The organism is Pseudoxanthomonas sp. PXM03 (genome assembly GCF_014852005.1).
Classification (GTDB): Bacteria; Pseudomonadota; Gammaproteobacteria; order Xanthomonadales; family Xanthomonadaceae; genus Pseudoxanthomonas_A.
On record NZ_JACVAU010000002.1, the window covers coordinates 123565 to 137797 of the forward strand.

The following is a 14233-nucleotide window of genomic DNA, read 5'->3' on the forward strand; positions in this document are numbered from 1 at the left end:
GCGCTTACTCCAGCCCGTCCAGCAGTTCGTCGACTTTCGCCGGCGTCAGCTTCTCGTGGTAGTGGCCGTTGATGACCACGACCGGTGCGCCGCAGCACGCGGCCACGCACTCTTCCTCGCGCTTCAGGTACACGCGACCGTCGGCGGTGGACTCGCCCAGCTTGCAGCCCAGCTTCTTCTCGGCGTGGGCGACCAGGTCCTGGGCGCCGTTGAGCCAGCAGCTGATGTTGGTGCAGAAGGCCACGTTGTTGCGGCCGACTTTCTCGGTCTCGAACATCGAATAGAAGCTGGCGACCTCGTACGCCCACACCGGCGGCAAGTCGAGGTACTTGGCGACGGCGGCGATCAGCTCGTCGGTCAGCCAGCCATCGTTCTGTTCCTGCGCGGCATGCAGGCCCTGCAGCACCGCGGAGCGCTTGCGGTCCGGCGGGAACTTGGTCAGCCAATGATCGATGTGCGCGCGCGTCTTTTCGCTCAACGCCACCAGCGGATCGACGTTCTGCGCCGCCTCGAAATTACCCGTGGCCCTCATCGGTCCACCTCACCAAAGACAAGATCATAGGTACCGATCATCGCGACGACGTCGGGAAGCATGTGGCCGCGCACGATCTCGTCCATGGAGGACAGGTGCGCGAAACCCGGGGCGCGCAGCTTCACGCGGAAGGGCTTGTTGGCGCCATCGGACACCAGGTAACAGCCGAACTCGCCCTTCGGCGCCTCGACGGCGGAATAGGTCTCGCCGGCCGGCACGCAGTAGCCCTCGCTGAAGAGTTTGAAGTGGTGGATCAGCGCTTCCATGTCGTCCTTCATCTCCTCGCGGGAGGGGGGCGCGACCTTGAAGTTCTGCACCATGACCGGGCCGGGATTGGCCTTCAACCACTTCACGCACTGCTGGATGATGCGGTTGGACTGGCGCATCTCGGCGACGCGGACCAGGTAGCGGTCGTAGCAGTCGCCGTTCACGCCGACCGGAATGTCGAAATCGACCACGTCGTACTTGGCGTAGGGCTGCTTCTTGCGCAGGTCCCAGGCGATACCCGAACCACGCAGCATCGCGCCGGTCATGCCCAGCGCGCGCGCCTGCTCGGGCGAGACCACGCCGATGCCGACGGTGCGCTGCTTCCAGATGCGATTGTCTGTCAGCAGCGTCTCGTATTCGTCGACGCGCTTGGGGAATTCGTTGGTGAAGTCTTCAAGGAAGTCCAGCAGGGAGCCTTCGCGCGCCTGGTTGAACTGCTTCAGCGCCTTGCCCTTGCGCCACGGCGATTCCTTGTACTTCGGCATGCGGTCCGGCAGGTCGCGATACACGCCGCCCGGACGGTAGTACGTCGCATGCATGCGCGCGCCACTGACCGCTTCGTAGCAGTCCATCAGCTCCTCGCGCTCGCGGAAGGCGTACAGCATCACTGCCATCGCCCCGAGGTCGAGCGCATTGGAGCCGATCCACATCAGGTGGTTCAGGATGCGGGTGATCTCGTCGAACATTGTGCGGATGTACTGCGCGCGCTCCGGCGCCTCGATGCCCATCAGGGTTTCGATGGCGCGCACGTAGGCGTGCTCGTTGCACATCATCGACACGTAGTCGAGGCGATCCATGTAGCCGATCGACTGGTTGAACGGCTTGGACTCGGCCAGCTTTTCGGTGCCCCGGTGCAGCAGGCCCACGTGCGGGTCCGCGCGGACGATGGTCTCGCCGTCCATTTCCAGGATCAGGCGCAGCACGCCGTGCGCGGCCGGATGCTGCGGGCCGAAGTTCAGCGTGTAGTTGCGGATCTCCTGTTTGCCTTCAGCAGGGTTGCTGGCGAACGCGACGCCGGATTGCGGATTGCTCATGCCTTGCCCTCGCGCGCGGCGGCTTCGCCGGCGGCGGTCTGGTAGCGCGCGTCGTCGCGGATCACGCGCGGCACGCCGACGCGCGGCTCGACCGAAGTGACCGGTTCGTACACCACGCGCTTCTTTTCTTCGTCGTAGCGGACTTCGACGTTGCCGATCAGCGGGAAGTCCTTGCGGAACGGATGACCGACGAAACCGTAATCGGTCAGGATGCGGCGCAGGTCCGGATGACCTTCGAAAATGATGCCGTACAGGTCGAACGCCTCGCGCTCGAACCAGTTCAGGCCCGGCCATACGTCGCACAGCGAGGCGACGACCGGAAGACCGTCATCCGGCGCGAAGCAGCGCACGCGGACGCGACGGTTGTGCTGGTACGACAGCAGGTGCAGGACCACCGCGAAGCGGTTGGGCTGCGAGGCACCCTGCGGGCGCTGCTCCCAGTTGAAACGTCCCGGGCCGAAACCCTCCACGCCGCGACTGAAGCCCTCGGAGGACACATCGGCCGTGTCCCATTCGGTGCTGCCGTAGCCCAGGTAATCGACGCCACTGACATCGACGGCCTGTTCGAAACCGAACTCGTCGCGCAGCGCCAGACAGACGGCGTGCCAGGAGGCGGACGGCACTTCCAGCGTGATTTCGCCGCGCGGCTCGGCCACGCTGACCGTCGCGTCCGCGAAGCGGGCGCGCAGCTGGTCGGTGAAGTTTGCAGCTTGCTCTGCCATGGGGCGTGGCGTGCTCTGAAGGGGGATGTCGGGGGAAGCAGGAATCAGCGTGCGATGGTCTGCGTGCGCCAGATCTTCTTCTGCAACTGGAGGATGCCGTACACCAGCGCCTCGGCCGTGGGCGGGCAACCAGGTACGTAGACGTCCACCGGCACGATGCGGTCGCAACCGCGCACGACGGAGTACGAGTAGTGGTAGTAGCCGCCGCCATTGGCGCAGCTGCCCATCGAGATCACCCACTTCGGCTCGGGCATCTGGTCGTAGACCTTGCGCAGCGCGGGGGCCATCTTGTTGACCAGCGTGCCCGCCACGATCATCACGTCCGACTGGCGCGGCGACGGGCGGAATACCACGCCGTAGCGATCCAGGTCTAGGCGCGAGGTGCCGGCGTGCATCATCTCCACCGCACAGCACGCTAGGCCGAAGGTCATCGGCCACATCGAACCGGTGCGCGCCCAGTTCATCAGCGCATCGACGCTGGTGGTGACGTAGCCCTTTTCCAGCAGCGGGTTGTCGCCTTCGGGGCGCAGGATGTCGTCCACCCGCCCTTCCGGGATCGGGTTGTTCATCAGACGGTCGACGGTCTGGATCACTCCCATTCGAGCGCTCCCTTCTTCCAAACGTAAATGAAGCCGAGGAACAGCATGCCCACGAACAGGCCCATCGTGACGAGTGCACGCGGGCCCAGCTCCTGGAACACCAGCGTCCACGGAACAATGAAGATGATTTCCAGATCGAACACGATGAACTGGATGGCGATCAGGTAATAGCGCACGTCGAACTTCATGCGCGCGTCTTCGAAAGCCTCGAAGCCGCATTCGTACGGGGACAGCTTCTGCGCGTCCGGACGACGCGGCCCCAGGAAGCGGCCGGCCACCATCAGCGCGATGCCGATGCCGGTGGCGACGATCAGGAACAACAGGGTGGGCAGGTAGTTGGCCAGCACTCGCTTGTCTCTTCTTGTCCTATCCGCCGGCGCGCATGACTGCGGCTCGGCATGAATGGGGCTTGCATCGCCCGCCCGGCCACGGTGTGCGCCGCGACCGACCCTTTGGCGACGCCGCCCGGGCCCACCTTCCGCGGGAGCCCTTCCGCAACACGTACCGGGCACCCGATGAATCGCCGGGATTGTAACGGTTCGTGAACTCGCTAGTAAACGATTACCCGCGCATATCGCGCTTGTCGACACAAGAAAAAACCCGCCGGATGGCGGGTTTTTCGCTGCGGGAACGACATTCGTGCCGACCCGCTGTATTGGTGCCCAAGAGGGGACTCGAACCCCTACGACTTTCGTCGCTACCACCTCAAGGTAGTGCGTCTACCAATTCCGCCACCTGGGCAATCAAACCTTTGCGCAGCGCTTCGCGCACCCCGCCATTGTAGCCGGGCTCAGCCGCCCTGCGGCGGTGTCGCCGGCGCCTGTTCGCCTGCGGGCACTGCATCCTGCGGTGCGGCAGGCACGGTGCCGGCCGGCGCGGGAGCCTGCTGGATCGGCGTGCTGGGCACGGTCGACGGCTTCGGCAGTTCGCCCGCGGGAGCAGCGGGTGCCGCCGGCAGCTGCGACATCACGCCGAGATTCTGCTGCGTGGTCGGACGCGCGCTGTGCGTGGCGTACCACGCCATGAACAGACTGATCCCGAAGAACACGATGGCAAGCCACTTGGTGCTCTTGGACAGGAAGTTGGACGCGCCGCGCGCGCCGAACACCGTGCCCGAAGCCCCGCCGCCGAAGCCGGAACCGGCCTGGGCACCCGAGCCACGCTGCATCAGCACCAGCGCGATGATGGCGATGGCCACCAGCACGTAAACCACATTCAGGATCAACATCCACTGCATCGGAATCAGTCTCAACCGGTTGAGTCGTCCGGCCCGCGAGGGTCCGGTCTTGCCAGGGGCTACCCCCGACCGGCCGCCGCCTGCGCGATGGCCAGGAAATCCCGGGCGACCAGTGAAGCACCGCCCACCAGCCCTCCATCGACATCGGGCTGCGAAAACAGTTCCGCGGCGTTGTCGGGCTTCACGCTGCCTCCGTACAGGAGGGTCAGCGAATCGGCGATTCTAGCATCGCGTGCGGCCACTTCGCCACGGATGAAGGCATGGACGGCCTGCGCCTGCTCCGGCGTGGCGGTCAGGCCGGTGCCGATGGCCCAGACGGGCTCGTAGGAGATCACCGCATCGGCGAAGGCCTGCGGTCCGGCAAGGTCGAACACGGCTTCCAGCTGCTTGAGGATCCGGAACTCGGTCTGGCCGTCCTTGCGCTGCTGCTCGGTCTCGCCCACGCAGAGCACGGGGATCAGGCCGGCGTGCTTGGCCGCGACGAACTTGCGCGCCACGAACTCGCTGCTCTCGTTGTGGTACTGGCGGCGCTCTGAATGGCCCACCAGGCCGTACCGCGCGCCCACGTCGACAAGCATGGAGGCCGACACCTCGCCGGTGTATGCGCCCTTCTCGTTGCTGCTGACGTCCTGCGCGCCGAACGCGATACCCCGGTGACCGTAGTCTTCGATCAGCTCACCCAGATAGGGCAATGGCGGCAGGACCAGCAGGTCCACGCCGTCCAGCGGGAGGCTGGCGACCAACTCGTCCATCAGCGCGGTGGCGAAACCGCGATTGCCGTGGAGCTTCCAGTTCCCAGCCACGAGCTTGCGGCGCATAAGACCAATTCCTGTCCAGTTCGGGGCCGCGCAGTCTAGCGGATGTTTGCCGTCGCACCTACCCGCCACGTTATCGTGCTTGCCGACCCGCCCCTCCCGATCAGGATCCGCCCATGCCAGATGCCTCCCCTGCCCAGTCCCCGGGCTATGCACTGGTCACCGGCGCCTCCAGCGGCATCGGCGAGCAGATTGCGCGCGAATATGCCCGCCGTGGCGTCCCGCTGGTGTTGACGGCCCGGCGTGCGGAACGGCTGCAGGCGCTGGCGGAGGAGCTACAGGCGCAGGTGCCCGTGGAAGTGGTGGCCGCCGACCTGGCCGACCCTGCGGCGCCTGCCGCGCTGGCCAGCGAACTGGAGCAGCGCGGGGTGAGGGTCCGCATCCTGGTCAACAACGCCGGGTATGGCCTGCCGGGACGCTATCGCAGCAGCGACTGGTCCGATCACGCGGCATTCCTGCAGGTGATGGTGACCGCAGTCTGCGAATTGACATGGCGCCTGCTGCCATCGATCCGGGCCTCCGGCGAGGGCCGCATCCTCAATGTCGCCTCGTTCGCCGCCCTGATGCCGGCCGCCGACGGGCAGACGCTGTATGCGCCGGCCAAGAGCTTCCTGGTGAAGTTCAGCGAAGCGCTGGCGCTGGAGAATGCCGAGCGCGGCGTCAAGGTGACCGCATTGTGCCCGGGCTTCACCTATTCCGAGTTCCACGATGTCACCGGCACCCGCGCACGCATGCGCGTGTCACCGACGATGTGGCTGCAGGCTGCCGACGTGGCGCGGGCCGGCATCGACGGCAATGAACGTGGCGCGGTGCTGGTGGTGCCGGGATGGCGCTACCGGTTGCTGCACGCGATCGCGAAGCTGCTGCCGTACCGGTGGGCGATGGGGCTGATGGCGCGCAACTCCCGCAAGGTGCGACCGCTGGACTGAGCGACCAGCCCAAGGCGCTCGCAGGGCGCCTGGCAATCTGCGGGAGCGGGCCATCCCCGCGACGCTTCGTGCCTGCGCGGCGCTCCTACTTGAGCTTGATCTCGCGCAGGCGCTCTTCCAGGTAACCCTGCGCCGTGATCGGCTCGGGATAGCGCTTCGGATTGTCCGGCGTGACCGTGGACGGCAACACGTCGATCAGGAAGTCCGGATTCGGGTGCAGGAAGAACGGTACGGAATAACGCGGCTGGCGTGCCTGTTCGCCCGGCGGATTGGTCACGCGATGCGTGGTCGACGGGTACACGTGGTTGGTCAGGCGCTGCAGCATATCGCCGATGTTGACCACGATGGTGTCGGCGTCGGAGGTGAACGGCACCCACTCGCCCTGCTTCGACTTCACTTCCAGGCCCGCGGCGCTGGCACCCACGAGCAGCGTGATCAGGTTGATGTCCTCGTGCGCGCCGGCACGCACGTTCGGGATGTCGTCGGCGGTGATCGGCGGGTAGTGGATGGGGCGCAGGATCGAGTTACCGGAATCCGTCTTGTCGGCGAAGTAGGTTTCCGGCAGGCCGATGTGCAACGCCAGCGCCGACAGCACGCGCGAACCCAACTGGTCCAGCGCCTGGTACAGGCCATAGCCGTGCTCACGGAAGCCGGGCACTTCGTCCGGCCACAGGTTCGGCGGCATCACGTCGCGGTACTTCGAGTCGTCGGGAATCTCGCGCCCGATATGCCAGAACTCCTTCAGGTCGAAGTGCTTGGAATCCTTCGCGGTCTCCACGCCGAACGGCGTGTAGCCGCGCGCACCGCCACCGCCCGCCACGTGGTACTGCTTCTTCACCTCGTCGGGCAGTGCGAAGAAACGCTTGAACACTTCGTAGGCCGCATCGATCTGCACTTGCGGGATGCCATGGTTGCGGATGCCGGCGAACCCCCATTCACGGTAGGCCGCGCCCAACTCGGCCACGAAGGCCTCGCGGTCGGTGTCGAAACGGGTGATGTCCAGGGTGGGGATGCGGGCACTCATGCGGTTCTGCTCCAACAGGTGTGTTGCGCGGGAGCGCCATTGAAGCGTTCCCGCGCCAGGTGTTCATTGATCAGGCTCAAGCAGTGGCGGCAGCCCGCACGGCCTCGGCCAGGGTTTCCAGCGTGTCCTTCACCAGCGCGTCGTCATCGGCCTCGACCGTCACGCGCACCACCGGCTCGGTGCCGGAAGGGCGCAGGAATGCCCGGCCGCGGCCCGACACCGCCGCCTGCGCCTGCGCGAGCGCGGCCTGCACACTCGCGGCCTCGGTGGGTTTGGCGCCGTTGGCCAGCTTCACGTTGATGGTCTTCTGCGGCAGCATCGCCAGGCCATCGAGCGCATCACGCAGCGAGACCTTGCGACGCCTCAGGGCTTCCAGCACCTGCAGCGCGGCGATGATGGCGTCGCCGGTGGTGGTGCGATCCAGGCACAGGAGATGGCCTGACGCTTCGCCCCCGAGAACCGCATTGCCTTCCACCAGTGCCTGGTGCACGTAGCGATCACCGACCTTGGTGCGGACGAAGGGAATCTCGAGCTTGGCCAGCGCGCGTTCCAGGCCGTAGTTGGTCATCAGCGTGCCGACCACCGGGCCACGCAACCGCCCGCTCGCCTGCCAGTCACGCGCCAGCAGATAGATCAGCTGGTCGCCGTCGACCGGCGCACCCTGCCCGTCGGCCATCAGCACCCGATCGCCGTCGCCATCGAAAGCGATGCCCAGATGGGCACCGGACTCGCGCACCTTCGCGGCCAGGCTGTCGATGTGCATGGAGCCCACGCCGTCGTTGATGTTGACGCCGTTCGGCTCGGCACCGATGGTGATGACGTCGGCACCCAGTTCTCGGAACAGCAGCGGTGCGATGTGGTACGTCGCGCCATGCGCGCAGTCCAGCACCAGCTTCAGTCCCTTCAGGTCGAAACGGCGCGGCACGCTGGCCTTGCAGAACTCCATGTAGCGGCCGACCGCATCGCGGGTGCGGATCGCCTTGCCGAGCTTCTCGGATTCGGCGGTGAAGAACGGCGCATCCAACGCGGCTTCGATGGCCAGTTCCGTCGCGTCATCCAGTTTCTCGCCTTCGGCCGAGAAGAACTTGATGCCGTTGTCGTAGTGCGGGTTATGCGACGCGCTGATCACGATGCCGGCGTCCGCACCCAGTGTGCGGGTCAGGAAGGCGACCGCAGGCGTGGGCATCGGGCCCATCAACTGCACGTCGGCACCGGCGGCGACCAGGCCGGCTTCCAGCGCCGCTTCGAACATGTAGCCTGAAATGCGCGTGTCCTTGCCGATCACCACCACCGGACGCGCATCGCCGGCGTTCTGGCACAGCACGCGGCCCAGCGCGTTGCCCAGGCGCAGCACGAAGTCGGCTGAGATCGGGCTGGTACCCACGCGGCCACGGATGCCATCGGTGCCGAAATATTTGCGGCTCATGCGGTCACCAGGTCGCTTTGTTCGGGCTTGGGCTGTCGCATCATCAACGCCAGTAGGTCGGCCAGGCGGTCACGCAGCTCGCGGCGGTCGCAGATCTGGTCGATGGCGCCGTGCGCCACCAGGAACTCCGACCGCTGGAAACCTTCCGGCAACGTCTCGCGCACGGTCTGCTCGATCACGCGCGGGCCGGCGAAGCCGATCAGCGCTTCTGGCTCGGCCAGATTGATGTCGCCCAGCATGGCGAAGCTGGCCGATACGCCACCCGTGGTGGGGTGGGTCATCACCGAGATGTACGGCAGGCCGGCCTCGCGAAGGCGGCCGAGCGCGGCGGAGGTCTTGGCCATCTGCATCAGCGAGAACAGGCTTTCCTGCATGCGCGCGCCGCCGCTGGCGGAGAAGCACACGAACGGCGAGCCGATCTCCAGCGCCTTTTCCGCACCCAGCGAGAAGCGCTCGCCGACCACCGAGCCCATCGAGCCGCCCATGTAGGCGAAGTCGAACGCGCTGGCAACCAGGTCACGGCCCTTCAGCGTGCCCTGCAGGGTGATCAGCGCATCGCGCTCGCCGGTGCTCTTCTGCGCGGCCTTGATGCGGTCGGCGTACTTCTTCTGGTCCTTGAACTTCAACACATCGGTCGGGCCCAGTGCCGCGCCGATCTCGCGCGTGCTGCCCGGGTCGAACAACGCCGCCATGCGGGCGCGGGCGCGGATCGGCATGTGGAAGCTGCACTTCGGGCAGACCTCCAGGTTCTCTTCCAGCTCCGGGCGGTAAAGCACCGCGCCGCAGCGGTCGCATTTTTCCCACAGGCCCTCGGGGACGCTGCGTTTGCTCTTGCCTGCGTTGCCCTCGGTGCGGATGCCCGACGGCATCAGTTTGCTGAGCCAGCTCATGCGTGGTCTTGCTGCCTGCCCCGGGAGGGGCCTGATGGATTAGCGCGGCAGTTTAGCTCAGTCGTCCATGCACAGCCGTACGGTGCTTCAGCCGTCCATTGCCGCACGCAGCGGGGCCAGGAAGGCGGAGGCCCGGGCCGGCGCGTCCGCGCCCGCTTCGGCCAGCGCCGCAACCAGCGCGCTGCCTACCACCACGCCGTCGGCGTCGACAGCCATCGCCGCTGCACTGGCCGCGTCCTTGATGCCGAAGCCGGCCACCACTGGCACACGGGAGTCCGCCCGCAGCTGCTTCAGGCGCTCGCCCGCCGCGCCGATGTCCAGACGGTCGGACGCGCCAGTGACGCCCGCAAAGCTGACGTAATACAGGTAGCCCTGCGCGGTATCGCACAGCATCCGCAGGCGTTCCGGCGAGGTGGTCGGCGACGCCAGCGCGATCAGTGCCAGGCCATGCTCGTCGAAGATGGCGCGCGTCTCGCCGGCTTCTTCCGGCGGCAGGTCGACCAGCAGCACGCCATCCACGCCTGCGGCGACGGCCTCCCGCGAGAAACGCGCCGGGCCATGGATCTCGACCGGATTCAGGTAGCCCATCAGCACGATGGGCGTGGCATCGTCCTGCTGGCGGAACACCTCCACCGCCTCCAGCACGTAGCGCAGGCCGGCCCCTCGCGCCAGCGCGCGCTCCGAGCTGCGCTGGATGACCGGACCGTCGGCCATCGGGTCGGAGAACGGCACGCCCAGCTCGATCACGTCGGCACCGGCAGCCACCAGCGCATGCATCACCGGCACGGTGGATTCCAGCGAGGGGTCGCCAGCGGTGATGAAGGGCACCAGGGCCTTGCGGTTGGCGACCTTCAACTCGGCGAATTTGTGTTCGAAACGGGACATGACGTGCTCACGGTGCTGGATGGGTCGGCCGTTGCAGGAGGGGCTTCAGCCCCGACCTCTTTCGGAATCCACGGTCGGGGCTGAAGCCCCTCCTGCAGGGTTACAGGGTGATGCCCTCGCGCGCCGCGATGGTGTGCACATCCTTGTCGCCACGGCCGGACAGATTGCACAGCACCAGCTGGTCCTTCGGCAGGTCGCGTGCCAGCTTGATCGCCTGCGCGACGGCGTGGCTGGATTCCAGCGCGGGCAGGATGCCCTCGGTGCGGGTCAGGCGATGGAACGCGGCAAGCGCTTCCTCGTCGGTGACACCGACGTACTCCGCGCGCCCGCTATCCTTCAGGAAGGCGTGCTCGGGTCCGACGCCCGGGTAATCCAGGCCGGCGGAGATGGAGTGCGTTTCGATGATCTGCCCGTCGTCGTCGCAGATCACGTAGGTGCGGTTGCCGTGCAGCACGCCGATGCGGCCCGCCGACAGCGACGACGCGTGGCGCCCGGTTTCGATGCCGTCGCCAGCCGCTTCCGCACCGACGATGCGCACGCCCGAATCGTTGAGGAAGGCATGGAACAGGCCGATCGCGTTGCTGCCGCCGCCGACGCAGGCGGTGATCGCGTCCGGCAGGCGGCCGTAGTCGGCCAGCATCTGCGCCCTCGCCTCGCGGCCGACGACCGCATTGAAGTCGCGCACCATGCGCGGATACGGATCCGGGCCGGCGACGGTGCCGATGATGTAGAAGGTGTCGTGCACGTTGGTCACCCAGTCGCGCATCGCTTCGTTCAGTGCATCCTTCAGCGTGGCCGAGCCGCTGGTCACCGGCACCACGGTCGCGCCGAGCAGCTTCATCCGGTAGACGTTGATCTTCTGGCGCTCGATGTCGGTCGCGCCCATGTACACCACGCATTCCAGGCCCAGACGGGTGGCGACGGTGGCGCTGGCCACGCCGTGCTGGCCGGCACCGGTCTCGGCGATGATCCGCTTCTTGCCCATCCGGCTGGCCAGCAGGGCCTGCCCGATGGTGTTGTTGATCTTGTGCGCGCCGGTGTGGTTCAGGTCTTCGCGCTTGAGCAGGATCTGCGCACCGCCCACTTCCCGGCTCAGGCGCTCGGCGTGGTAGATCGGACTGGGGCGGCCGACGTAGTGCTTGAGGTCCTTGTCGAAGGCAGCGATGAAGGCCGGATCGATCCGCGCGGCGTCATAGGCGGCCGCCAGCTCCTGCAGCGGCCCCATCAGGGTCTCGGCGACGAAGCGGCCTCCGTGGCGACCGAAATGGCCGGCGGCATCAGGGTAAGCGTGGTAGTCGGCGGGAGCGGGCATGGGCGGCAGGACAGTCTTCACGGGCTGTCACTCTAGCGCACAGGTCATCACCGGAAAAACGATGAAATATCATCGATCCGTGACTTAAACTCACGCAATGTCACGTTCCCTGCCGCCCCTCAATGCCCTGCGAGCCTTCGAGGTCGCCGCCCGCCTGGGCAGCCTCAGCCGGGCGGCCAGCGAACTGCATGTCACCCACGGCGCGATCAGTCGCCATATCCGCACACTGGAGGACGCGCTGGGCCGGCCGCTGTTCGTCCGTGAAGGGCGAGGCCTCGCGCTGACGGCCGATGGGCAGCGCCTGCGCGACCTGGCCGGCGACGCGTTCACCAGCCTGCAGGCCGGCTGGGGCGCGTTGCAGCGCGAACGAAGACCGGCCGCGTTGGTGCTGGGCTGTCCCGGCAGCCTGCTTGCGCGCTGGGTGATCCCCCGGCTGGAACGGCTGGCGACCGACCTGCCGGACCTGACGCTGCACCTGTCCGCACAGGAAGGCGGAATCGATCTGGCAACGGCCGGCCTGGACGCGGCCCTGCTGCTGGGCGAGGCGCCATGGCCTTCGGCATGGCAGGTGCGGACGCTGGCGCCCGAACAGATCGGTCCCGTGCTCAGCCCACACCACGCGCGCTTCGCGGCGCTGCGTGATGCCCTGCCATCGGCATTGCGGGACGAGCCCCTCCTGCATACCGTTTCGCGACCGCAGGCGTGGCCGCACTGGTTCGCCTCCCGGCAACTGCCGGACGCGCCGCGCCTGGGCACCGGCTTCGACCACCTCACCTATCTGCTGGAGGCCGCCATCGCGGGCCTGGGCGTCGCTATCGCGCCACGCGAACTGGTGCAGTCCGATCTCGACAGCGGCCGCCTGGTGGCGCCCTGGGGTTTCGTCGACACCGGGGGCGAGTGGGCGCTGTGCAGCGCACGCGGCAATCCTGATCCTCGCATCGCAGCGCTGGCCGACTGGCTGCGCGCGGAACTCGCGTAGCGCCTACGGCGAAGGTCGGGCGTCCGCCACGCGCACCGCGTCAACGAAGCGCCGCATCCTGTCGGCGTCCTTGATGCCGGGGCTCGCCTCGATGCCGCTGGACACATCCACGCCCCAAGGACGTGCCGTGCGCAACGCCAGCCCCACGTTCTCCGGCGACAGGCCGCCCGCCAGCAGGAACGGCTTGTCGGTGGCAACCGGCATGCGCCGCCAGTCGAAGCGCTGGCCACTGCCGCCCTGCTCCCCCGCGGCATGACCGTCGAACAGGAACCCCTGCGCGCCGGGATACGCCGCGAGGGTCGCGAAAGCGCCATCGCCCTGCCCGCCCATCGCGATCGCCTTCCAGAAAGGCAGACCAAACGACACGGCGAAGGCATCGTCCTCGGCACCGTGGAACTGCAACACATCCGGCTGCAGCGACTCGACGATCTGCTCCACTTCACCCCGTGGGTTATCCATCACCAGGGCGACGACCGCGATCTCTTCCGGCACCAGCTCGCGCAGCATGCGTGCCTGGCCCAGCAGCAGGTGGCGCGGACTGCGCGGCGCGAACACCAGCCCCAGGTAGTCCACGCCCAGTTCGATGGCGAGGCGGACATCCTCGGCGCGGGTGAGGCCACAGAACTTGATGCGGGTGTGCATGGTGGGCGCAGGCGATCAGGCGAGGGAGAAGCGTAGCCGCTTCGGCAGGTTCAGTGGGGGCACGCCCGGGTGCGGCGCTTACCGCGATCCGGTACACCAGCGTCGCGCGGAAGGGCGCTGCTACAGGGCGATGACGGAGCTGCCCGGTACTTCCTGCAACGTCACTTCCGCAGGCATCTTCCACTGGGGCGGATACAGCGGACTGACGAAGACCAGCCCGTCCGGAGGTGCCGTCGGGCCGGCCACCGTGCGGTCGCGCCCGGCCAGCAGTTCCGCGATCCAGCCTTCGGGCCGTTCGCCGCGCCCCACCACCAGCAAGGAGCCGACGATGTTGCGCACCATGTGGTGCAGGAAGGCGTTGGCCTGTACGTCCACCACGACACGCTCGCCCTGGCGCGTGACCGAAATCGCATGCAGGTTGCGCATCGCATGCGGGGACTGGCAGTGGACGGTACGGAACGCGCTGAAGTCGTTTTCACCCAGCAGTACCTGCGCGGCGCGATGCATCGCGCCGTCGTCCAGCGGCATCCGTTCCCAGCTGAGGTACTGGCGTTCCAGCGCGGGGCGCGCCAACCGGTTCACGAGCGTATAGCGGTAGCGGCGCGCGCGTGCGGAAAAACGTGCGTGGAATTCCTCCGCCACCGGCTGGCACCAGCGCACACACACCGCAGGCGGCAGCCGCGCCGTCGTGCCGAGCAGCCAGCCTCGCGGGTCGCGTGCGGCATCGCTGTCGAAGTGCACCACCTGGCATTGCGCATGCACGCCCGCGTCGGTGCGGCCGGCGCAGATGGTATTCACCTGGGCATTGGCCACCGACGACAGTGCGCCCTCCAGCGCCGCCTGGATGGTGGTGGTGTCGTCCGGCGTGCCGGACTTGCTCAGCCGCTGCCAGCCCAGGAATCCGCCGCCGTCGTATTCGACGCCCAGCGCGTAACGCATC

16 protein-coding genes and 1 tRNA gene are annotated in these 14233 nt (G+C 67.3%); 2 read left to right on the forward strand and 15 right to left on the reverse strand.

The annotated features are described in order from the left end of the window. Positions 1-4 precede the first annotated feature (4 nt). From nuoE to tpiA, 8 genes are all read right to left on the reverse strand, one after another. On the reverse strand, positions 5-532 hold the full coding sequence (gene nuoE / locus IB223_RS09320; RefSeq protein WP_192201416.1) for an NADH-quinone oxidoreductase subunit NuoE: 528 nt from the start codon (positions 530-532) through the stop codon (positions 5-7). Further along, a complete protein-coding gene (locus tag IB223_RS09325; RefSeq protein ID WP_142124253.1) occupies positions 529-1833 on the reverse strand; it encodes an NADH-quinone oxidoreductase subunit D in 1305 nt (434 codons plus the stop codon). The genes nuoE and IB223_RS09325 overlap by 4 nt, the downstream gene beginning before the upstream one ends. Further along, the gene (locus IB223_RS09330) at positions 1830-2555 is read right to left on the reverse strand and encodes an NADH-quinone oxidoreductase subunit C (protein WP_192201417.1); all 726 of its coding nucleotides are present in this window, start codon (positions 2553-2555) and stop codon (positions 1830-1832) included. The genes IB223_RS09325 and IB223_RS09330 overlap by 4 nt, the downstream gene beginning before the upstream one ends. A gap of 44 nt (positions 2556-2599) precedes the next feature. Continuing rightward, on the reverse strand, positions 2600-3154 hold the full coding sequence (locus IB223_RS09335; protein WP_093299488.1) for an NADH-quinone oxidoreductase subunit B: 555 nt from the start codon (positions 3152-3154) through the stop codon (positions 2600-2602). Next, positions 3145-3501: an NADH-quinone oxidoreductase subunit A gene (locus IB223_RS09340; RefSeq protein ID WP_055943822.1), complete on the reverse strand. Its 357-nt coding sequence runs from the start codon at positions 3499-3501 to the stop codon at positions 3145-3147. Before IB223_RS09340 ends, IB223_RS09335 begins: the two co-directional genes overlap by 10 nt. Positions 3502-3810: 309 nt before the next feature. Beyond that, positions 3811-3895 (reverse strand) — tRNA-Leu (locus IB223_RS09345). A gap of 49 nt (positions 3896-3944) precedes the next feature. Further along, entirely contained in the window at positions 3945-4382 is a 438-nt protein-coding gene (secG, locus tag IB223_RS09350; RefSeq protein WP_192201418.1) for a preprotein translocase subunit SecG, read from the reverse strand. A gap of 68 nt (positions 4383-4450) precedes the next feature. Beyond that, complete coding sequence (gene tpiA / locus IB223_RS09355; protein WP_192201419.1) at positions 4451-5209, reverse strand: triose-phosphate isomerase; 759 nt, start codon at positions 5207-5209, stop codon at positions 4451-4453. Positions 5210-5322: 113 nt separating this feature from the next. Between tpiA and IB223_RS09360 the strand changes: the two genes are divergently transcribed. Continuing rightward, positions 5323-6135 (forward strand): SDR family NAD(P)-dependent oxidoreductase, encoded by an 813-nt coding sequence (locus IB223_RS09360; RefSeq protein ID WP_192201420.1) that lies wholly within the window; start codon positions 5323-5325, stop codon positions 6133-6135. A gap of 85 nt (positions 6136-6220) precedes the next feature. Here the strand turns inward: IB223_RS09360 and IB223_RS09365 are convergent, their stop codons facing one another. The 5 genes from IB223_RS09365 to trpB form a co-directional block, all read right to left on the reverse strand. Continuing rightward, complete coding sequence (locus tag IB223_RS09365; RefSeq protein ID WP_192201421.1) at positions 6221-7159, reverse strand: isopenicillin N synthase family oxygenase; 939 nt, start codon at positions 7157-7159, stop codon at positions 6221-6223. 76 nt (positions 7160-7235) lie between these two features. Next, positions 7236-8585 carry a phosphoglucosamine mutase gene (glmM, locus tag IB223_RS09370; RefSeq protein WP_192201422.1) on the reverse strand — a complete coding sequence of 450 codons (1350 nt, stop codon included), beginning with the start codon at positions 8583-8585 and terminating at the stop codon, positions 7236-7238. Further along, a complete protein-coding gene (accD, locus tag IB223_RS09375; protein WP_192201423.1) occupies positions 8582-9475 on the reverse strand; it encodes an acetyl-CoA carboxylase, carboxyltransferase subunit beta in 894 nt (297 codons plus the stop codon). The genes glmM and accD overlap by 4 nt, the downstream gene beginning before the upstream one ends. An 87-nt stretch (positions 9476-9562) precedes the next feature. After that, positions 9563-10360, reverse strand: a complete 798-nt coding sequence (gene trpA / locus IB223_RS09380) for a tryptophan synthase subunit alpha (RefSeq protein ID WP_192201424.1) — start codon at positions 10358-10360, stop codon at positions 9563-9565. A gap of 100 nt (positions 10361-10460) precedes the next feature. Beyond that, positions 10461-11672 (reverse strand): tryptophan synthase subunit beta, encoded by a 1212-nt coding sequence (trpB, locus tag IB223_RS09385; protein ID WP_192202367.1) that lies wholly within the window; start codon positions 11670-11672, stop codon positions 10461-10463. A 97-nt stretch (positions 11673-11769) separates the two neighbouring features. Here trpB and IB223_RS09390 point away from each other — a divergent pair, with 97 nt between their 5' ends. After that, on the forward strand, positions 11770-12651 hold the full coding sequence (locus tag IB223_RS09390; RefSeq protein ID WP_192201425.1) for a LysR family transcriptional regulator: 882 nt from the start codon (positions 11770-11772) through the stop codon (positions 12649-12651). A gap of 3 nt (positions 12652-12654) precedes the next feature. Here the strand turns inward: IB223_RS09390 and IB223_RS09395 are convergent, their stop codons facing one another. Both IB223_RS09395 and truA read right to left on the reverse strand, forming a co-directional pair. Then, positions 12655-13293 (reverse strand): phosphoribosylanthranilate isomerase, encoded by a 639-nt coding sequence (locus IB223_RS09395; protein ID WP_192201426.1) that lies wholly within the window; start codon positions 13291-13293, stop codon positions 12655-12657. A 120-nt stretch (positions 13294-13413) separates the two neighbouring features. Next, positions 13414-14232 carry a tRNA pseudouridine(38-40) synthase TruA gene (gene truA / locus IB223_RS09400; RefSeq protein ID WP_192201427.1) on the reverse strand — a complete coding sequence of 273 codons (819 nt, stop codon included), beginning with the start codon at positions 14230-14232 and terminating at the stop codon, positions 13414-13416. Position 14233: the final 1 nt, after the last annotated feature.